This is a genomic window from Symmachiella dynata (assembly GCF_007747995.1).
Lineage (GTDB): Bacteria > Planctomycetota > Planctomycetia > Planctomycetales > Planctomycetaceae > Symmachiella > Symmachiella dynata.
In genome coordinates, this window is record NZ_CP036276.1 from 4332059 (window position 1) to 4351719 (window position 19661).

General features: G+C 54.3%; 17 protein-coding genes and 2 tRNA genes. 11 read left to right on the top strand and 8 right to left on the bottom strand.

The features are described 5' to 3' along the window. Positions 1-221: 221 nt before the first annotated feature. Positions 222-1226, top strand: coding sequence for a Gfo/Idh/MocA family protein (locus tag Mal52_RS16325; protein WP_145377250.1), 1005 nt, complete (start codon positions 222-224; stop codon positions 1224-1226). A 16-nt stretch (positions 1227-1242) separates the two neighbouring features. Here the strand turns inward: Mal52_RS16325 and Mal52_RS16330 are convergent, their stop codons facing one another. The 6 genes from Mal52_RS16330 to Mal52_RS16355 all read right to left on the bottom strand — a co-directional run bounded on the left by Mal52_RS16330 (position 1243) and on the right by Mal52_RS16355 (position 9283). Then, positions 1243-2643, bottom strand: a complete 1401-nt coding sequence (locus Mal52_RS16330) for a leucine-rich repeat domain-containing protein (RefSeq protein ID WP_197534251.1) — start codon at positions 2641-2643, stop codon at positions 1243-1245. A gap of 205 nt (positions 2644-2848) precedes the next feature. Beyond that, a complete protein-coding gene (locus tag Mal52_RS16335; RefSeq protein ID WP_145377252.1) occupies positions 2849-4231 on the bottom strand; it encodes a purple acid phosphatase family protein in 1383 nt (460 codons plus the stop codon). Positions 4232-4677: 446 nt separating this feature from the next. Continuing rightward, positions 4678-5466, bottom strand: coding sequence for a hypothetical protein (locus Mal52_RS16340; RefSeq protein WP_145377253.1), 789 nt, complete (start codon positions 5464-5466; stop codon positions 4678-4680). 442 nt (positions 5467-5908) lie between these two features. Continuing rightward, positions 5909-7426 carry a GldG family protein gene (locus Mal52_RS16345; protein ID WP_145377254.1) on the bottom strand — a complete coding sequence of 506 codons (1518 nt, stop codon included), beginning with the start codon at positions 7424-7426 and terminating at the stop codon, positions 5909-5911. Positions 7427-7481: 55 nt separating this feature from the next. Beyond that, entirely contained in the window at positions 7482-8345 is an 864-nt protein-coding gene (locus Mal52_RS16350) for an ABC transporter permease (RefSeq protein ID WP_145377255.1), read from the bottom strand. Then, complete coding sequence (locus tag Mal52_RS16355) at positions 8345-9283, bottom strand: ABC transporter ATP-binding protein (protein ID WP_145377256.1); 939 nt, start codon at positions 9281-9283, stop codon at positions 8345-8347. Before Mal52_RS16355 ends, Mal52_RS16350 begins: the two co-directional genes overlap by 1 nt. A gap of 301 nt (positions 9284-9584) precedes the next feature. On the opposite strand from Mal52_RS16355, the gene Mal52_RS16360 reads away from it, so the two are divergent. Together Mal52_RS16360 and Mal52_RS16365 are read left to right on the top strand one after the other, a co-directional pair. Then, positions 9585-9830 (top strand): hypothetical protein, encoded by a 246-nt coding sequence (locus tag Mal52_RS16360; protein WP_145377257.1) that lies wholly within the window; start codon positions 9585-9587, stop codon positions 9828-9830. Between the two features lie 22 nt (positions 9831-9852). After that, positions 9853-9941, top strand: a tRNA-Ser gene (locus Mal52_RS16365). Positions 9942-9964: 23 nt separating this feature from the next. On the opposite strand, the gene Mal52_RS16370 is transcribed toward Mal52_RS16365, so the two are convergent. Beyond that, positions 9965-10939 (bottom strand): type I phosphomannose isomerase catalytic subunit, encoded by a 975-nt coding sequence (locus tag Mal52_RS16370; protein WP_145377259.1) that lies wholly within the window; start codon positions 10937-10939, stop codon positions 9965-9967. Positions 10940-11314: 375 nt separating this feature from the next. Here Mal52_RS16370 and Mal52_RS16375 point away from each other — a divergent pair, with 375 nt between their 5' ends. Continuing rightward, positions 11315-11509 carry a hypothetical protein gene (locus Mal52_RS16375; RefSeq protein WP_145377261.1) on the top strand — a complete coding sequence of 65 codons (195 nt, stop codon included), beginning with the start codon at positions 11315-11317 and terminating at the stop codon, positions 11507-11509. A gap of 46 nt (positions 11510-11555) precedes the next feature. Here the strand turns inward: Mal52_RS16375 and Mal52_RS16380 are convergent, their stop codons facing one another. Further along, the gene (locus tag Mal52_RS16380; protein ID WP_145377264.1) at positions 11556-12977 is read right to left on the bottom strand and encodes a YeiH family protein; all 1422 of its coding nucleotides are present in this window, start codon (positions 12975-12977) and stop codon (positions 11556-11558) included. Between the two features lie 347 nt (positions 12978-13324). On the opposite strand from Mal52_RS16380, the gene Mal52_RS16385 reads away from it, so the two are divergent. The 7 genes from Mal52_RS16385 to Mal52_RS16415 all read left to right on the top strand — a co-directional run bounded on the left by Mal52_RS16385 (position 13325) and on the right by Mal52_RS16415 (position 19222). Beyond that, a tRNA-Phe gene (locus Mal52_RS16385) sits at positions 13325-13397 on the top strand. 242 nt (positions 13398-13639) lie between these two features. Then, entirely contained in the window at positions 13640-14095 is a 456-nt protein-coding gene (locus tag Mal52_RS16390; RefSeq protein ID WP_145377266.1) for a MarR family winged helix-turn-helix transcriptional regulator, read from the top strand. A 49-nt stretch (positions 14096-14144) separates the two neighbouring features. Then, the gene (locus Mal52_RS16395) at positions 14145-15482 is read left to right on the top strand and encodes an SCP2 sterol-binding domain-containing protein (protein ID WP_145377268.1); all 1338 of its coding nucleotides are present in this window, start codon (positions 14145-14147) and stop codon (positions 15480-15482) included. A 331-nt stretch (positions 15483-15813) separates the two neighbouring features. Beyond that, positions 15814-16725: a metallophosphoesterase gene (locus Mal52_RS16400; RefSeq protein WP_145377270.1), complete on the top strand. Its 912-nt coding sequence runs from the start codon at positions 15814-15816 to the stop codon at positions 16723-16725. Between the two features lie 50 nt (positions 16726-16775). Then, positions 16776-17186: an NINE protein gene (locus tag Mal52_RS16405; RefSeq protein ID WP_145377271.1), complete on the top strand. Its 411-nt coding sequence runs from the start codon at positions 16776-16778 to the stop codon at positions 17184-17186. Between the two features lie 39 nt (positions 17187-17225). Continuing rightward, positions 17226-17690, top strand: coding sequence for an SRPBCC family protein (locus tag Mal52_RS16410; protein ID WP_197534252.1), 465 nt, complete (start codon positions 17226-17228; stop codon positions 17688-17690). 239 nt (positions 17691-17929) lie between these two features. Beyond that, positions 17930-19222: an ATP-grasp domain-containing protein gene (locus Mal52_RS16415; protein ID WP_197534253.1), complete on the top strand. Its 1293-nt coding sequence runs from the start codon at positions 17930-17932 to the stop codon at positions 19220-19222. Positions 19223-19661 lie beyond the last annotated feature (439 nt).

The window sequence follows — 19661 nt, forward strand, 5'->3', positions numbered from 1 at the left end:
ATGTCTGTTCTCTAACCTAGGGTGCGCTCATTACATTCGCGACCCTAGGCTAAGATGTCTCACGCCTTCGGCGTTCAAATGCCAACTGAGTTTCTTGGTCATGATGTTGGTCAAGAGACGAAGAACAGAATTCCTGACTGCCCAATCCTAGACGGTCTATCGCCCACGCATTCTGCGATACACCTTTAAATGGCTATCACATAATCAAAACGGACGCTTCCATGCCTCAGTCCACTCCTAGAAAAATCCTCATCGTCGGCGGCGGTTCGATTGGCGAACGACATCTGCGTTGTTTTCGCGATATTGACAATGACGCGGAAGTCGGACTGTGCGATGTCCGCGAAGAAATCCGCAGCCAATTGGCCCAGCGGTACGGTTTGGCGAAAACGTTCGCCGATCTGTCCGAGGCGACTCAACAACACTGGGACGCCGCCGTGATATGTACGCCGGCACATTTACATGTCGCACATGCAGTCGCGTTGGCCGAACATGCAGACGCACTCATGATCGAAAAACCGTTGTCCACGTCGCTGGAGGACATTCCCCGACTGCGTGCTGCCTGGGCGGGACGCGTGGTGAATATCGCCTACGTGCTGCGGGTCAATCCCTTGGTGCAAGCAGCAAAGCAGATTTTGGAATCGGGTGAATTGGGAGACCTGCTGGAAGTCGTTGCCGCTTCCGGGCAACATTTCCCCACGTTTCGACCGGCGTATCGCGAGATTTATTACACGCGACACGAAACAGGCGGCGGCGCGATTCAAGACGCAGCCACTCACCAATTCAACATGGTGCAGTATCTCGCCGGTGATTTTGATTGGGTATTCTGCGACTCCGGGCATCAGGCGCTCGAAGGGGTTGAGGTCGAAGACACGGTGCACCTTACCGGACGAACGGGCGGCGGTCGCACGATGGTCAATGCGTCGCTGAATCAGTTTATGGCCCCCAACGAAACCGTCGTGCGTCTCAATTGCCGCAGCGGGAGCGTGAAGTTGGTCTTCCACGAACAAAACATCGGCACGCTGCGGCACGGCGACGACGATTGGACTTGGAATCCGCCGGCGAAACTGGAACGCGACGACCTCTTCCGCGAACAAGCCCGCCGCTTCCTCGCCGCCGCAGACGGCCAAGAACCAGTCCGCTGCACACTCGACGAAGCGGAGCACACGTTGAAGGTGAATCTGGCGGCGCTGAAATCTGCTGGGCGGGAGCGGGTGGAGATCGTTTGAGCGTGGAGCGTGACGACTAGTCGCAATAAATACCGCAATCCGGCAATGCATCTTCCAGTTGCTCGGCCCCTTCTAAGGTGACGCTAGTACTTTCAGCATAAATTGCTTCGAGCTTGACCAAGTCCTTGAGTTGCATCAGCCCCTCGTCAGTAATTGCTGTGCCCGTTAAGTCCAGACTCCGAAGTTCGGAAAGACCGGCGAGGTGCTGTAGTCCGTCATCAGAAATCTCCGACGTCTTAACAGCAAAAGATTTTTGAAGGCCGAGGTGTTCAAGTTTGGGCAATTCGCGGAGATGAACAAGTGTATCATCGGTGACTTTTGTGAATCCGAGATCGAGACTGCGAAGATTCTTCAGTTCGGCCACGTACTTGAGCCCGGTGCCGTTGATTCGCTTTTCGCTAATGTCGAGACTTTCCAGATTGGAAAGCCCTTTCAAATGAGCCAAGCCCTCATCAGAGTGTTTCACGGCTCGTAGGCCGAGTGATTTTAGTGTGCTGATCGCACCGATGTGCTCTAAACCCTTGTCGGTGATTTGCGTGCCGCCTACGTTCAATGTCTCCAGAATAGGTAACTCCTTCAACATTGCGACTCCGATATCGGAAACCTTTGTGTTTTCGAGGCTCAACTCTGTGAGAGACTTCAAATTGACAATGTGTTTTACCGCTTCATCGCTTATGGGATAAGTTTCTGAAAGCCAAAGCATGCGTAGATTCTCAAGAGCCGAAATCGGTGCCAGCGATGCATCGTCGAGATAGAGATTCCCGATGTGAAGTTCTTGAAGATTCGTCAACTCTTTTAAATGCGCCATCCCTTTCGCCGTGATGCCTTTGTTGTAGTCGATCGACAGATGCTGGAGCGACTTCATTGAGCGAATCGCTGCCAGGCCAGCGTCGCTTATCTCATTCGACGTCAATTCTAATTTACGCAACGACTTGAGCCCCGCTAATTGCTCGACGCCCGCGTCGGATATTTTGTTGAAGCCGAGGGCCAACTCTTCCAATTCGGCTCGAGATGTTATGTATTTTAGCGCGGCGTCGGTGAGTCCTAGCGATGTGAGCTTTAAAGACCTAAGGTGGTCGAATTTGTCGAGGGATGCCAATCCCTCATTAGTGATGCCGTCATTACTGCTCAGGTCGAGTGCGTTAATCACGGTCATATTATTTGACAAGGCCGCTAGCCCGACATCATCTACTCCGCAGGAATCCAGAGTAAGGCGACGTAGCGAAGTCAGCCACTTGAGTTCCTCAAGTTGATTGGGGGTTATCGTGCAGTACCGCAAGGTTAGTTCCCGCAATTCCTTCAGCGAAGTCAATGCTTGAAGACCTTCGTCATCTATTTCTGCATGCACCCAGAGCAAGCTATCCGGCTTGTCCACGGGACCGGAAAACTTTCCTCCGCGCTCTTCGAGAATTGACATGGCTTGTGCTTCTGAAAGAGGATTGTGACTGTTGCACCCTATTATTCCTACCAGAATGGGCAGCACCACGAAGCATGAGATCGCGACGCGAGACTTATCAATTCGAGGGAACATAGCGAGAAACCCCGTATAGTTCTGCGAGAATTTCACGTACAGAGATTCAACCAATACTCATCGTTAGAAGCATAAGGTGATATCGCATTGGCTACTCCAACGAACCCGGCCGGAGTCGCTCTGGGGTGTTGGGGATGCGTTCAACTAGCTCGTTCACTTGACCGTCCCGTTTGTTCAGCGTGAAGGCATCGTACAATTCGCCGGTGGCGGTTTTGGCATCGTAGCGTAATTCGTCGCCGTCGATGCTGATAATTTGATACAGCTGCGTATCCTCCGCACGGCGAACAAACTCGAAATCGTTGCGATCGTACATCTTGGGGCCGCTGACCGAGACGACGTACATCGTCCCCGCCCGAGAGTCATGCACGTTTTTCCCAGTGCCGGCATTTTCGTGGACCATCAAACCGGTGCGGCCGTAGCTGTGGTCATGTCCTTGCAGCACGATATCGACGTGGTGTTTGTCAAAGATCGGCTGCCAAGCATTGCGAATTTCGGGATTGTCACGGCGGCGGCTGGCGGAATAGATCGGCGCGTGTTGCGTAACGATCGTCCAGCGATTGGGATTGTCAGCGAGTACTTCGTCCATCCACTCGGCCTGCTCTTTGATTTTGTCGTTGGTGTTCAGGCAGACGATTCGCACGCCTTGGAAGTCGAGCCAATACACCGTTTCTTCAAGTCCTTGCGGTCCGTTGTCGGGAAACTCAAACGTGGGGCGCCAATGCGGCGCGAGGCGGCGACGGCCGATGGGGTAGGTATTGCCCTGGATATCTTCCTTCGCATACTCGTGATTTCCGGGGATGGCGATGCTGGGGAGCATGCCATTGACCCATCCGCCGGCATCGTGCCACTCGCCCCATTCTTCGTCACGAATCGCATTGTTGATCAAATCGCCGGCGTGCAACATAAATTTCGCGCGGGGAGCATCGGCGTACGCTTCACGAACGACCCGTGCCCAATGCGCTTTCAACGAGTTCTGTGCGTCGCCGAAATAGATGAACGTAAACGGTTCCGGTTTGGAGCTGGGCGTGCGAAAATGGATCCAGGAACTCCAATTCACCCCGTCTCCCACGCGATAGACATAGAGCGTCTTGGGCGTCAAATCGGTGAATTCGGCCGAGTGATAATGCGACTTGCCTAGGTCCGACTCCAACTCCTGTGTCGTGCCATTGATTTGAAGTGCCTTATTCACAAACCAAGGCCCCTGCTCTGCCAGAGCGATTTGTGCGACTGGTTTCGTGACGGACGTATCGGTCCGCCAAGTGACTGTTTGTGTGGTAGCGACATCATTTTTCCAAGTCAGCACAATCCGATCCGGCACCGCGCTGGGTCGATACGTCTCCTGCGCCTTCGCAAGTTGCGGCGCCACCTGCCGTTCGTCCCGCCCTTGCGTTTCTTGGGGAAGAGACAAATAGACCGACGCTCCCAACGCCAAGACTGTTACCGCGCCGCAAAGCAATTTCGTTTTCGTGTTCATGCAACCGTACCTTGTCTATTCGAATGTTTCGCGTAGCGCTGAAAAATTGGAGCAAAACGCGGACGCACCGCGCGGTGAAGAGAGAGAGTCGCGCTCCTCCCTCGGATAACTATCAATGACTCGCGAAGAATCATTGAATTTAGCGCTTTTGCAGAAAGGATGCAACGATGGCCCGTGATGTATGCGCGTTTACATTGCGTGACGCAGTTGATTCCGCTTTGTTAGGAAAAGAAAAACCACGAAAGACACGAAACAACGTTCTTATGTTTCGAATCGAATTCGACCGTGGTGCGTTCATTGGCGTAGCTTGCTCTGCACGATGGCAAGCCGTCGGTTTGGGATTTAAGGTTTGACGCCTTGGAATCTGTGTTTAACTGTGTTCAATCTGTGGCTGATAAACATCACCACTTGGAGATGCCGAGGATTTGGGGGTTGGCGAGCCGCGGTTAATTGTCGGCGATGTTTGCCCCTAGCTGAAATGCGGTAAATACGGCGACCGGAATCCAAATAAAATCGAGCAAGCCGAAGCTAAGAAGAAAAATAAATCCAACCCCCTCAGCTTCGAATTCTTCGTGGCCTTCCTCTTCGAGTTCCAGATCCTTTTCCGCGTTCTCACGCAACTCTTGTTGCTCTTCGGGTGGCATCTCTTCCCAACGTTCGACTGCTTCGGCCCAGATATCCTCCGGATACTCAGACGAAACGTCTTGCCCGACATCGTCCAAACGCCACTGATCGTCAGGCCATTGAATGTCTTGCCCCGCATCCATCCGCTCGTCAACGATTTTATCTGCGACTTGTTGAATCGATAGATCTTCAACATTCGCTGGTGGTCCCATTACAATATCGGTGAGCATAGATGCGATGATCATTGCCGTAATTAATTTAGCGAGAATGATCGCGAACAAGGTAATGACAGCCGCTGTGATTCCCGGTCCAATCCCATCATCCTCCCCGGCGGAAAATCGCACGCCCAACCCCACCAGGAACCCCATCCCCACAGCCATCCAACCAAGTGGAAACGGGATGAGAAAGCCTATAAATGCCCAAAGGCCAAGGCCGACCAGACTGCCAAGTAATCCGCCGATGATCCACACCGGGACCCCCATTCCCATCGACAGCCACCCCGTCTCTTCCTCCAACTCTTCGGACGGGTCCGTTTTTTTCTTCAGTCGCCTTAACTGCGGAAGGGCCAATGCCAATGGCACTTCCTCAGGTTCGTGAACCTCTTCTTCCACTTGCGGGGTCCGTCGGCGTTGGCGGCGGGCACGTCGGTTTTCGTCGATGTCTCGAACGAAAACATTCTCGTCTGGGGCCAACTCCGGAGCTGGCTTGGGCTTGGGCTTGGGTTTCGATTTTGGCCTTGGTTTCTGAATGACAAATTTGCCAGAGCACTTGGGGCAGTCGACGGTCTTTCCAATGGCCCCGGCGCTTTTCACACGGAATGTACTGGAGCAATGTGTGCACTCCACTCTGATCGGATTGCTCATCGACGAATCTCACAGCCACGACTGATTGAGGAAGGGAAGGCGACGAACCATGATCGTCGCTGCGTCGTTTCGCTCACCGTGAGATGGACCGTCTGCGAAACGCTGTCGCTATTCTAACCCCGGTCCTGCCGAAAAATCGAGCAGAAAATCGCAGTATTGAATGCTGAATTCCAAGCTGGCGACTCAATCGTCACCCGTGACGGCGCATCGTCCACACGGTAGCGCCCGCCGTGCTGACCAGTGCTGACAGAAAGAGCATGGTTTTCCAAACCAGCCCCCGTTGCGTTTGGACTGTGCCGGTGAGTTGATAGGGACGAGAGCGGCGCATCGGAATATCCTGCATCGCTCGTTTCGTTCCCGCGAGCCAATGCAGGCTCCGCAGCACAAATGTCCCTGCGGCATACTGACGCGGTCCGGTCATGCCGCGGTTGGTCGCGAACTCGGCGTCGCCCACAACAACCAGCATCGGCGCCGGCGTGGCGCGATCGGTCCGTTCGACCGCAACGGCTAAGGAGACAGGGCCGGGCAAGTCGCTGCCGTCATTCCATTGCGGCATATTTCTGGAGACGACATCGGTTTCCGCCCAACAGTGCGGACCGTCCGGCGAAAGCAGCAGCGGCGTGCAGACCGCAGTTGGCGCAGCTGTGACAGGCAAAAGCCGCACACTCCGCGCCTGCATAAAGTCCAACGAGGCACGTGGCATGGAGCGTGCCAACGGATGATCGCCGTCCGCCGGCAAGGCCCGCACCACCGTCGACAACTGCTTATCAACCGTGGTCGTGACGACAAAATCGTTTCCTATTAACACGCCCCACTTACGCAACAAACGATCCAGTCCTGTGGGGAGCACCGTGCCGTCGCGATGGTTTTGTACAAAATCCAAAAGCAACAACCCGCTGCCGCCATGTTTGAAATACGTCTCCAACTTGGCTGCGTCCGCGGCATCGTATTCAGCCTGCGGTCCGGCAAGCAAGACAACATCGGCGTCGGCCGGAACATGCGTGGCTTGACTCAAGTCGAGCCGTTCCATCTGGACGCCCCCCATCTGCAAGTAGTCGGCCAGTTCGCTGAGCGACCGCGTGCTATCGGAACCTTCGGCGACCAACGACGCTTCTCCATGTCCGGAGAGGCAGTACACTTTCACCTGCGGTTGTCCCTCTGCCAATCGGGCCAAAGCCGCGGTGACCGTTTGCTCGGCAAAGAAATCGACTCCCGCGACGCGTCCCGCCGGGGCTCCGTGAAACTCCGCCAAGTCCTCATGCTGCAAGACCTCATGCCGCGGTTCTTCGCCCGGCAGTTGATATGTGATCACCACGCAAGGTGCGGTGATATCGGGAAAGCGTTGTTTTAAACGCTGGCCGGCCACCGAATCGTTGGCGGTGACGCGCTCGATTTCAAATTTGTCGATATGTTGTTGGTAGCGTTTTAGCAAGTCCGAGAGCATCGCCGCCGAGTCGTCAAAGGTCCGTTCGCGCGCCGTGCGAACCTCGCTTTCGGCAAACAGGGTCACGGTGACTGCTCCTTGAAGTTCAGCCAGCACGTCTTGCGTTTGCGGCGAAAGCGTGAGCCGTCGCTGGGCGGTGACATCCCACGCTTGCGGCGCGACGGCAGCAACTCCCCAATTGGCGGCCAACAGCGCCACCACCACGCACACGCCGCTCGCAACGCCGCGTCGTGCCCGCCGCCAGTATTGGCCCAAGAATTTCATGCCGTCACTCTCAAGTATTTTGATGGGGATTGCTCACTGTGTTTTGCCGTGTTGTTCAATCGTGGCCTCGTGTTGCCTGACAGGCGATCCACAGCAGGCACACGGAGAAGCTGACGTGGCCGCAAATCACACTGGGGTCAATTGCTCCGGTGCTGAATCGCGCCAAATGTTCCCAACAGGCAAAACGCTCCGCGACGGACATCCATGCTTCACCAATGTGCCAATGCAACATGGCTCGCGGCACGAGACTCAGCAGCAACAGCCCAATCATGGCTGAAACCGTCGCCACACTGGCGGCAAAAGGAGCCTTGCAAAGGGTCGTACAAACCATACCGACTGCACAAAGTGATAACGAAATCGTAGCGATGCCAATCACTCCGCCGATCAGATAGCCACGATCGAATTCCAAACCAATCCCGGGCCAGTAACGCAGCGCCAGCAAACAACAGATCCAAGGCAGGACATTGACGACCACTGCAACCCAAGCCGCCGCGAATTTCCCGGTGAGAACCTGCCATGGTTGGACCGGGGTCGTTAATAGCATTTCCCAAATCCCTCGCCGACGTTCGTCCGCGACCATGCCCATCGTCACCACGGGAACAATCAGCATCAGCGAGAACACTAAAAAGACATTCGGTCCCAAAAACTGCGCCAACGGGTCATCCGCCTGACGCAGCGGCACGACGCGTCCCTGCGCTAGCAAGGTCATCAGCAACGAGAAGTGCCAGCCCGCAACGAGAGTTGCCGCCAACAACATCACATAGGCTGCCGGGCGGCGAAAGTGGCCGAGGATTTCCCAGACTGCAATAGAGACGACTGTCGACACATCCCCCAAAACACGTCCTCCAGCCAAACGGAGAACGCTTCCGGATCGTGCGGCAGGTTGTGTATCGTCGCGATGAGAAACAACTGCGGACATCAAGCCGCCTTTCTGGGTTCAGAAAACACGGCCCGGACGAATCGCGTCTCCAGCTCTGGAAGCGAACTGGACAGTTCACGGATCGGCCAACCCTGCTCCACACAAATCTCCGCCACCCGTGGACGTACGTCATGGTCTTTGCCGCAACGGAGTTCAAAACGTTGCCAGTGATCGCCAGATGTGGATTGCTCGACAGCGATAACACTGTCAATGGTCAATAAGGCCGCACGAATTACCTCGGCTGTCCCGGAGACTTCCAATCGGCAATGGTGAAATTCGGTCCCGGTTCCTAAATCGACGTCATCCACGATTCGGCCTTGAGACATGACCAACACGCGACCACAAATGGCCTGGGCTTCGGCTAAGACATGCGTTGAGAGGAGCACCGTGTGCTCGGCGGCCAATTCGGCAACGAGACCTCGGAATTGCCGGACCTGCAACGGATCCAATCCGGCTGTCGGTTCATCAAGGATCAGCACGGTCGGATCGCTCAACAATGCATCGGCCAGCGCCACCCGCCTTCGCTGTCCGTGCGACAAGCGGCCGATGATCCGCTGCCGCAAGTTGACGATTCCACAGGCGTGCAAACAGCGATCGATCTCGCCGCCGCGCGAGCGACGCGGTACGTTTTTCAATTTCGCACGGAATGCCAAAAACTCACTGACGCGCGCATCTGGATAAATCGCGGTCGATTCGGGAAGATATCCAATTTGCCGACGGGCTTCCTGCGCGCGGTCGACTGTATCGAACCCGGCTATGCAAACCGATCCATGGGTCGGCGCGAGGAACGTAGTCAACATCCGCAATGTCGTCGTTTTACCCGCTCCATTGGGACCAATCAGACCGACGATCCTCGGCCCCGGTATCTCAAAATCGATTCCGTTGACCGCTCGCGTTTCCCCAAAGGATTTGACGAGGTTACGGACAACAATCGACATGACGGAACGCCAATCAATTTAGCAAGCGACGGTTCGGGCGGAATGAAGGCGGATTTATACGACGCAGCGGTTCAATCGATCAAGACAAGTCTTCGCGCTCGGCGAATCGTCGATATCGGCCGTTAAAGGGCTATTTGGCGGTCGTTTCGGCGGTTTCGCGGGAATTCGTCGTCCACCGGCCTTGGCAAAATGGCTAATGCCTAGCTAAACTGCATCCCCTCGCGGCGAAATTGCTACAAGATCCCGCGAACTATTTCACAGAAACGGCCTCAATCTCCTTTAGATGACAATAGTTACGATCATGACCAAGAAGCGAGCAGCCACCGAGCGGCAACTGGAAAATGCCAAGCAAGCCCTTGCGGCCCGTGAAGCAACATTGAAAGAATCAGGCGTGGAAACCAAGCGCGACACGATCTGGCGCGGTCTGAACTCCACCGTTCGCGATATTGGCCAACGGCTCAAAGCCATTGCCACAATTGAAGAACGCGAAAAAGCCATGGCGGAACGCCGCTTGGCCCCCGCCAATGAAGCGGCTGCCGAAGAATAAATTCCCTACGGGGAACAGTTGAGGAGAGATGACAGAGTGGCCGATTGTGCAGCACTGGAAATGCTGTGTCTCGGGTAACCGGGACCGGGGGTTCGAATCCCCCTCTCTCCGCTTTTTCCACATTAGCCGGACAGCTAATCCGGCAAATAAGCGTCTAACATCACCACGGGTCCGCGCGGTGTTAATGTGACGGCCTCCACACTCGCTGGAATCAGCCAAGTTTGGCCCAATCCCGCTGACTGTGCTGCGGGATCGCCTTCGACGCTCAATTCTCCGGCTAACACGGAAATAATGTGACACCCACCGCCGGTCTGTAATTCCACCGGCTTGTCGAACGTCCAGCGGTCCCACACAAATTTGTCGCATTCCACAAGCCGCACGACGTGTGAGCGATCCGTAGGAACCGGTGTTTGCAAGGCGACCGGGCCTGTGGTGAAGTCGGTGGCGGCGAGTCCCTGCTCGACGTGCAGTTCGCGCGGCTGACCGTCGGCGCCAATAAAATTCCAGTCGTACAAGCGAAACGTGGTGTCGCTCGCCTGTTGGATTTCCGCGACCAGCAATCCCCCGCCAATGGCATGCACAGTTCCCGCCGGGAGGAACACGCAATCGCCGGCAGTCACTGGAATCGCATGCAGATAGTCCTCGCAGACTCCTTGGGCAATGGCTCGGGCCAATGTGTCACGATCGGTTCCCGGTTTCAATCCGGCATAGACCAAACTGTCCGGTTCGGCCGCCAAGACGTACCAAGCTTCAGTTTTCCCCATATCAGGCGGAGTGAGTTGGGCTGCCATGTCGTCATGGGGATGCACTTGGACCGACAGCGTGCGCTGGGCATCCAGAAATTTATAAAGCAGTGGAAATTCCGCTTGTGCATAGCGAATTCCCAGTAATTGCTCGCCATGTTCAGCAACAACCTGCGATAACGTTTTGCCCGCTAGAGCACCGTTGGCGACAACGCTTTGAGCGTCGCCATGATCGACAATTTCCCAGCTCTCGGCAAAATGGGGCCCCTCACCGATCGGCTTGCCCAGCACAGAGCCCAAACGCCTCCCGCCCCAGGGATAATTGCGAAAAATTGGCCGCATCCGAAATGGATAGAGTGTAATCATGCGTCTTCCCAGGCTGCCCTCTCAGGATTTGGAGGATTCAGTCGGCGACGAATTCCCCGGTGCGGCACAAACTTACTGAACTCCCCAACAAATTGATATTTTGGCCGTAATACTTGAGATGTGAAACAGCGTCAAGGAGCTTATTGGGTTTGACTTACCACGATGTCGCCTCAAAAAATCGGTGAAAATCTAGAGATTCGGATTGTTCTTGGTCTAAGAATCGTAAATACTACTCGCAGATCATTAAACCTCCCGCTGGGAGTCAATTGGGGGATGCGCGTTCACGTCGCTTGCCGCCCCTAGGCATGGGCAGTGTCAGGAAACCGCACGAAGCGGTTGTTGCAGTCGTCTTTACGGAAGAGGCGGGGGAATCGAATGAGGCGAATTGACTACCGGGAAGGACTTCCGGGGGCACACCTCAGCGACGACCAAGCTCCGACATCCCGTCGTGCTGCTGTCTCAATGGTCGACGCGATCATGGAAGAACTCGCGATGCATAATGTCGATCTGGAATCCGTGACCCTCGAAGAAATGAAGCAACTTTTCACCGACGCTTGCCGCGATTCCTAACACGTGCGACTGCGGAACGCGGCGGACATTTTCTCGTTGCTGCACATTATTTGATCAAAGCGGTGGCTGCTTCGGGGAACACCACTTTGAACATCAGCCAAGCCATCAGTAACGTCAGGCTCAAGTTGAGTGTCTGTCCACAGACATACAGAATCAGCGGCTTGCCTCCCTGCAATGACGCTCCCAATTCGCGAAAATTTGTTTCTAGGCCGATGCTGACGAAGGCCAAACAGAAAAACCACCCGCGAAGCGTTTTCGTCGTTCCGCCGATCATGGCATCCAGTACCGCCGGCCCTTCCGGCAGCGTTTCGTGGATGAACGAAAAGAGAATTGAAGCGCCTACGAAACCGACAATAAATTTCGGAAAGCGATACCAGATTTCCCACAGGCTCACTTTTTGCGATTTCTCGCCGCGATCAACATAAATCGTCCAGTACACCGACACGGCAAACGCGATCACGCCGATCAGAATGTTCTGAATCATTTTCACGGTCATCGCAACGGGGGTGTACTCATCCCCCAAAAACTCACCCGCCGCCGCCACCGCCCCGGTGGCATCGATGGTCCCTCCCATCCAGGCAGCGCCCACGGTTTTGTCGATCCCGACTGTGGTGATAAACACCGGCATGATGATCATCATGATCACGGTGAACAACATCGACATCCCGACTGCCAACGTCAGTTCCTCTTTCTTAGCGCGACAGGCAGCTGCGGTCGCAATCGCCGCTGAAACGCCGCACACCGACATGTCGGCGGCGATCGTGATATTCAATGTTCGCGACGCCATGCGGAGAATTCGTTGGCCGAACCAATACGTCGTGGTCAATACGATGGGAGTCACCACCCAGGCAATGATGATCCCCGGTTTTCCCAACGCCAACAATTTGCCGAACAGAATCTCGGCTCCCAAAACCACTAGACCGGTCTTGATATAAAATTCCGTTTTGACAGCCGGTTTGATGAACGCTGGTGTGCCAATCGTGTTGCTAATCAGCAATCCCAACACAATGGCCCACAGCGCATATCCCAGATGATACAACTTAACCGTCGCCTGCCCCGCCATCACAAAGGCCAAAACTGCCAACAAAGCCACCACAAGAAATCCGCAAGCAAAACGAGAAAACGACTCTCCCATTCCGCATTGGCCGATACCGAACATCACCAGACTTGCGGCACAGACAGCAATCGTCCCCAGCAGGACGGAATATTGGCCATCTTTGACCAAAGACACCGCCGGATTGTCCGTCCAACTCCCCGGTTTGCGGATCCATTCCGCCAGCGGGTTCATATATTCTGTCGGCGAATCCTCAAGCTGACCGTAGGCATAGACAGCTGTGAAGGCCACGGCAAGAATCGCTCCGCCCAAAATGACCGCCCACCAATCCTCCGTCAATCCGGAGGCATACGCGGGAAGGACCTCATCGTTTTCTGGTTGGATTTCATCGGCTGCCCTGGGCTCGTCCACCATCAGTGTCTTTCAGTCAGTGCGTGATCTAGGTTGTCGCATCGAGAAGCAAGTTCTCATTCCAAGTGACTGATATTTGCACCCATTCGGTAAAAACGCAAGCCATCCCCGTCCGTCTGCACAGGCTTGTAGAACAATAGCCGGAGCCACGCACCAAAAAAGATTGCGACTCGATATGCGGCCAAACAGCGGTGGATCATCCCGGGCAATCGTCACATTCTGACCAAATCGGCTGAAGCCCCCAAACTTGGTGCTCCTTTTCGCCTCGATCCGGTTGAAAGGTGCTTGCGAATCTGTTAAAAAACCTCGCCGACAAGCATTTAGCGCATCGTGCGGAGCATGTCACGGCGGGACAGGTAGCTCAGTTGGTAGAGCACAGGACTGAAAATCCTGGTGTCGGGGGTTCGACCCCCCCCCTGTCCACTCTACCTAAAGAAAGACCGCACAACGTATTGTGCGGTCTTTCTTTTTTTGTGCGCGACCGATGGTTTCAGTCATCGATGCAATGCCCCCTTGAAAACCAAGGCCGACGAACATTTTCTGCCGGATCGCTGTGATCGCGAGACTCCCGAGTCAGTCGGTCCTTGGCCATCGATGAAGAAAACTTCTCGAATTAGGTTGCCATGCAGATACTTGCATATACAATATAATAAGGAGCAAGCGATATGAATACCAATCAACTCCATCCGACAATTGACTCCATTGCCGGAGAATGCATCGCCGTGCGAATGAGAATGCTCAATCGGGATGTAACGAAGATTTACGACGTCGCCTTAAGACCATTAAGTCTCAAGGTGAGCCAAATGAATATCCTTGTTGCCGCTGGCAAGATGGGTATCGCTCGGCCGGCGGAGGTCTGTGCGAGGTTACATTTGGATGTGTCGACATTGAGCCGCAATGTTGAGCGTATGAAGGCGCGGGGTTGGCTGGAGGTCATTCCAGACGCGGATGGCAGAGCGCAGCCATTCCGTCTCACAAGCGAAGGAGCGAAACTTTTAAAGAAAGCAGTCCCAGCGTGGGAAAAGGCCCAGCATCAAGCTACTGCTCTACTCGGTGACGATTTCGTCGAGTTGTTGGGGCAAACCGCGGAACGGTTGAAATTAGACACTCACTCACATTGATTTTTTTTGGACAATTAGTTGCATATACAAACAATGGAGCCCCCCCGTCATGAAGATCTCCGAACATCCAACCGTCAAGCGGATACACTCCCAACAGACGCCTCGCATTGCTCAAGAATCCAAGCCACTTGATGCCGATTGGCTACGCCAACTCGCTTTTGACGCCGGCGCCGATGATGTTGGCTTCGTCCAGATCGACCGTCACGAAATCGATGATCAACGGGATGACATACTGAATGCATTTCCCCGCACGAAGACCCTCATTAGCTATATCGTGCGCATGCACCGAGAGCCACTCCGCACTCCAGCCCGTAGCGTGGCCAATCTTGAATTCCACCATGTCGGTGACAAAATCAACGAGATCGGCCGTAATCTAGTCAGGACATTGGAAGATCGGGGCATCAGGGCACTCAATCCGGCCATGGGCTTCCCGATGGAGATGGATAAGTTCCCCGGAAAGATTTGGGTCGTGTCGCATAAGCCTATCGCCGTCGCTGCGGGTCTGGGAATGATGGGCATTCACCGTAACGTCATTCACCATAAATTCGGCAATTTCATCTTGTTGGGAACAGTCTTAATTGATGCCGAGGTATCGCAATACGGTCAACCCATCGACTTCAACCCTTGCCTGGAATGCAAACTTTGCGTGGCAGCTTGCCCAGTAGGAGCGATCTCACCGCAAGGTGAGTTCAATTTCTCGGCCTGTTATTCGCATAACTACCGGGAATTCATGGGTGGCTTCACCGACTGGACGGAAGAAGTTGCCGATAGCAAGAACCGCTTTGATTATCGCAAACGCGTGAACGACTCGGAGTCTGCCTCGATGTGGCAGAGCCTTTCCTTCGGTGCGAACTACAAAGCGGCGTATTGCCTGTCCGTCTGCCCTGCGGGTGAGGATGTTATCGGTCCGTACTTGGCTAGCAAAAAGACGCACCTGAAGGAGATTGTAAAACCACTCCAAGAAAAAGAAGAAACAATCTATGTCCTGAAGAACTCTGACGCTGAAGCGTACGTTGCCAAGCGGTTCCCGAAGAAACAAACCAAGTATGTCGGGAATAGCCTGCGGCCCGGCAGCATCAGCGGCTTTCTGCAAGGAGTGCCGCTTGTATTTCAGCCGGGCAAATCAAACGGTCTGAACGCCACATACCACTTTACTTTCACGGGAGATGAAAACCGTAAGGCGACTATCGTGATCCAAGACAAAAAGATTTTCACCGAAGAAGGGCATCACGGAGAACCGGATTTACGTGTCACCGCTGATGCGAAAACGTGGCTCGGTTTTTTAGCGAAAGAGAAGAATATCGCCTGGGCGCTGTTGCGGCGAAAGATCCGTCTCAAGGGTTCCCCGAGATTACTACTAGCATTCGGAAAATGCTTTCCAACGTAGGCGTTGCAGTCGATCTATATCCCAGAGCCCCTTGCCGCCAGACGCAGCAACCAGTGGGTCTGGCCAATACCGCTCAAGTCATTGCCACACAGAAATCGAAGAGGACCAGGTAACGGACAAGCCTTCGGTAGATATGCAACCCATTGCTGGACAATTGGAGACCTTCTCCAAGACTCCATGATGTCCGGCGAATAACAGTGAGAGATATTTTCGCAAATGCCCCTTCGATGAGGCGATGTCGCTGATGTGGTCGCAGGTTGTTGCTACCGCTGTGCTGTTTTTCTCATTAGAATGAACCTCTCCTCAATCCCTGACTGCAACGAGATCAACCATGATTGAAAAAACCGCACGCAAAACACAAATCCAGCGACGGGCATTTCTGCGCGATGGCTCGCTGCTGTTGTGTGGGGCGAGTCTCGGTGGCGCGTTGCCGCGTCGTCTGTTTGCCGACAAGACGGAGGCTGCACAGCCGCTGCGGATCGGATTGGTCACAGATCTGCATTACGCAGACAAGCCGCATGCCGGGTCGCGATATTATCGGCAGAGCTTAGACAAATTGGCCGAAGCGGGGGACGAGTTTCAGAAACAGAAACTCGATTTTGTTGTCGAACTGGGCGATCTGATCGACGCAGCCGACTCGGTGGAGACCGAACTGGGATATCTCACACGCATCAACCGCGATTTTTCAAAAACCTGCAAGACACGGCACTACGTGTTGGGCAATCACTGCGTGCAGACGTTGAAAAAAGAGGAATTCCTGGCGGCGGTCGAACAACCGAAATCGTACTATTCGTTCGATGCGGGGAATTTCCATTTCGTTGTGCTGGACGCTTGTTTTCGCAGTGATGGCGAACCGTACGGCCGGAATAATTTCAAGTGGACTGACCCCAATATCCCCGCAGCGGAATTGGAATGGCTCAAAGCGGATCTCGACAAGACGACCAAGCCGACCATCGTGTTTGGCCATCAACGGCTGGATGTCAGCAACAATCATGGCGTTAAAAACGCCGTCGCCGTCCGCAAGCTTTTTGAAGACTCCCAAAAAGTGTTGGCTGTCTTTCAGGGGCATAGCCACAAAAACGACTATCACCAAATCGGCGGGATCCACTACTGCACGATGGTCGCCATGGTCGAAGGGACGGGACCGGAGAATAACGGGTTTTCCACAATGGCTCTCTCGGGCGACGGCACAATCAAGATTACGGGATTTCGCAAACAAGACCGCTACGAATGGTCGGCGTAACCTGCCTGCCGCACCGCAGCCATCCACACATTCTCAACTGGAGCACTACGATGTCCACCCCCGCCACGCACGGCGACACACATTTGAAGACCATTGGCTACATTCTGTGGATTTTTGGATTCACCGGCGCGCATCGGTTTTATTACGGCAAGCAAATCACCGGCACGATCTGGTTTTTCACGGGCGGACTGTTTTTGATCGGTTGGATCGTCGACCTGTTTCTAATCCCAGGTATGGATCGGCAAGCGGACTTTCGTTTTCAGTCGGGAAAGCTGGACTACACGCTGGCATGGATTTTCCTCACATTCCTGGGCCTGTTCGGCGTGCACCGGTTCTACATGGAGAAATGGATCACCGGGATCATCTACCTGATATCGGGCGGATTGTTTGGTCTTGGCTGGCTGTATGATTTATGGACGCTGAACAAACAAGTCGACGAGATCAACCGCGCAGTAGTTTGAAAGTCGCAGCGATCGAGATTGATGCCCGGGAGACGATTCGTGAGCTCTCCAATTCGTTTTACATGCAAAAACGTATTGCCGGACACGCCTGACGAAATCGCGGCTCACATTCTCGAATTGTCCAATTGGCCCGATTTCACTGGATACGGCCTGTTGCCGGGGATCAAGCAGGCGGAGTTTGAAATCCGTACGCCGGAAGTTGTCGGCACACGTATTCGCGCGACCAATTGCGACGGATCGAGCCACACCGAAGAGATCATCGTCTGGGACCTACCCAGGCGGTTGCAACTCCGCATGCAGGATTTCTCCGCCCCCGTCTCACGCATTGCCAGCCATTTCGATGAGTTCTGGGAGTTCGCTCCCGCCAACAACGGGACCCAAGTCACGCGCACAATGGAGCTACATGCCAAGTCGGCACTGACGCGCCCTCTATTGTGGCTGATCTCGAAGCTCCTCAAACGCGCCATCGCCCGGCATTTGTGCCAGTTGCGTGAGGGCGGTTGAGAGAACTGACCGCGTGCGTGTGGCTTGTCGCTGACGTCGCGAGCGTTAGATTCCTCACGATCCCACCCACTAGAGCGCGTTTGATGGCGCGAATGGCTTTGTATGCGCGTTGATTGCTTTCGCTAGGGTGGGTGCACGAGCAGTAAACGGTGCGCAAAATCGTTATTTTCGATTTTCCCATTAGGCAAGTTGGCGAAATGTTGCGGAATCGGCACATCGGGGGGCTTTCGGAAACATTGATGAGGAATACTTATCAACATTGGTGCCTCCCAATCGGCCCCTATTTGGCCACCTACCAAACCACCGTCGATGACGGCGTCCTTCCCCAGGAAAACCATCTGATGCGAATCCTCATCACCGCAGCTCGCGCTCCCGTCGTTTTGGACATCATGCGTCATCTGACTCGGCATGGGCACGAAGTATTGCTGACTGACAGTCGTGCATTTCCGTTGTCGCGGTTTTCACGCCTCAAATGCAAATACTTCCGAACAAGCTCACCGGGAAGCGATCCGGCGCGCTACCGTCGAGAAATCCGCGAACTGGCTGAGCGGGAATCTGTGGATGTGGTTTTGCCGACTTTTGAAGAAGTCATGCATCTGTCAGAAGGCATCGAAGAATTCGACGGAACAACGCGTGTGTTTTGCGATCACTTTGAGAAGATCCGCGAAATTCATAACAAATTCACCTTCATCGATATCGCCCGCAATGCCGGCATGTCGGTTCCGGATACGTATCTGCTCGATGGGCCGGAGGCTCTACAAGACTTTGCCGACTGCTCGACGGAATTTGTGTTCAAACCTGTCTATTCGCGGTTCGGAGAACAAGTCCTCTTAGGCCCCGACGCCAAACGTTTTACCGAAGTCACTCCCTCGGCGCAATGTCCGTGGGTGGCTCAGGAGTTTCTCGACGGCGATTTGTTCTGTTCGTTCGGCATTGCCCATCAAGGGCACTTGCGGTTGCACTCCGCCTATCAACCGACTTGCTACGCCGGTCGAGCAGGCATCTTGTTCAACAGCGCTCAAGAGAAGGACATCCTCCGGCAAGTCCAACAGTTGGTGAAACATATTGATTTCACCGGGTTCATTTCGTTTGACTTCATTCGCGATCGCCAGGGACGATTCCACGTGATCGAATGCAACCCCCGCTCGACCAGCGGTGTGCATTTCTTAAATGCCACGGATGAAGCAAACGGTATAGACAGTGGTACGTCGCTCAGCCGCGCTATTCTTGAACCGGATGGACCGTTGATTGAAGCTTCGGCCAATCAAACGCGCATGTTGGGCTTTGCCATGGCGATTTATGGCTGGAACAAAAAGAATCACGCTTACGGCACGTTGCCGGTCTGGCAGGGACTGACCGCTGCCAGCGACGTGGTGTTCTCTTGGAAAGACCCGCTGCCCGGCGTGGCTGCTCCCATCATGTTGGCCGAGACGATGATCTCCGCTGTGGCCAACGGCGTGAAGCTGACCCGTTCCGGGACGTACGATCATGAATGGAACGATTTCCGCACAGAAACCTTGGCGAGCGTTTGAACGGAGGCTTGAGGCTTGAGGGGACAGGCTTGAGGATGTTTCGGTTGCCGTTACTCCCTCTCTTCTCACGCCAATTTTCTCGAGTTGACTCTGACTCGCAGCGAGCGTATCATGAGAGCCGCGTTGAGCGCCTCCCCTTAAATTTGTGAATTGATGACAAGGTTTTCGCGTTAATGTCCGCCCGTTCCGTAAGAAATGAAATCCCGAGCAAAGCTGCTGCCGTTGTCGACGGCGGTTGGTGGTTTGGTTTTTATTTTTTTACCCCGCAAGGGATGGGATTTCCGGAGCACTGACGGTCGCGCACAACGCATCGACATTAAACACATTCAAAGCTCTGAAATCCTCGTGGTTTCAGGGCTTTTTTCGTTGGGCGGCCCCAAAAATCACGGTTCAATCACTTAAGCCGCCTGACAGTTTGCATTACTAGCAAAGGATAATG

What these genes read in the sequence shown, in the direction of transcription:
- Mal52_RS16335 (WP_145377252.1), bottom strand. Translation starts at nt 4,231, where the DNA reads ATGAACACGAAAACGAAATTGCTTTGCGGCGCGGTAACAGTCTTGGCG.
- Mal52_RS16390 (WP_145377266.1), top strand. Translation starts at nt 13,640, where the DNA reads ATGAATACCAATCAACTCCATCCGACAATTGACTCCATTGCCGGAGAA.
- Mal52_RS16405 (WP_145377271.1), top strand. Translation starts at nt 16,776, where the DNA reads ATGTCCACCCCCGCCACGCACGGCGACACACATTTGAAGACCATTGGC.
- Mal52_RS16415 (WP_197534253.1), top strand. Translation starts at nt 17,930, where the DNA reads ATGAGGAATACTTATCAACATTGGTGCCTCCCAATCGGCCCCTATTTG.
- Mal52_RS16355 (WP_145377256.1), bottom strand. Translation starts at nt 9,283, where the DNA reads ATGTCGATTGTTGTCCGTAACCTCGTCAAATCCTTTGGGGAAACGCGA.
- Mal52_RS16350 (WP_145377255.1), bottom strand. Translation starts at nt 8,345, where the DNA reads ATGTCCGCAGTTGTTTCTCATCGCGACGATACACAACCTGCCGCACGA.
- Mal52_RS16330 (WP_197534251.1), bottom strand. Translation starts at nt 2,643, where the DNA reads ATGTCAATTCTCGAAGAGCGCGGAGGAAAGTTTTCCGGTCCCGTGGAC.
- Mal52_RS16325 (WP_145377250.1), top strand. Translation starts at nt 222, where the DNA reads ATGCCTCAGTCCACTCCTAGAAAAATCCTCATCGTCGGCGGCGGTTCG.
- Mal52_RS16360 (WP_145377257.1), top strand. Translation starts at nt 9,585, where the DNA reads ATGACCAAGAAGCGAGCAGCCACCGAGCGGCAACTGGAAAATGCCAAG.
- Mal52_RS16400 (WP_145377270.1), top strand. Translation starts at nt 15,814, where the DNA reads ATGATTGAAAAAACCGCACGCAAAACACAAATCCAGCGACGGGCATTT.
- Mal52_RS16370 (WP_145377259.1), bottom strand. Translation starts at nt 10,939, where the DNA reads ATGATTACACTCTATCCATTTCGGATGCGGCCAATTTTTCGCAATTAT.
- Mal52_RS16345 (WP_145377254.1), bottom strand. Translation starts at nt 7,426, where the DNA reads ATGAAATTCTTGGGCCAATACTGGCGGCGGGCACGACGCGGCGTTGCG.
- Mal52_RS16380 (WP_145377264.1), bottom strand. Translation starts at nt 12,977, where the DNA reads ATGGTGGACGAGCCCAGGGCAGCCGATGAAATCCAACCAGAAAACGAT.
- Mal52_RS16375 (WP_145377261.1), top strand. Translation starts at nt 11,315, where the DNA reads ATGAGGCGAATTGACTACCGGGAAGGACTTCCGGGGGCACACCTCAGC.
- Mal52_RS16395 (WP_145377268.1), top strand. Translation starts at nt 14,145, where the DNA reads ATGAAGATCTCCGAACATCCAACCGTCAAGCGGATACACTCCCAACAG.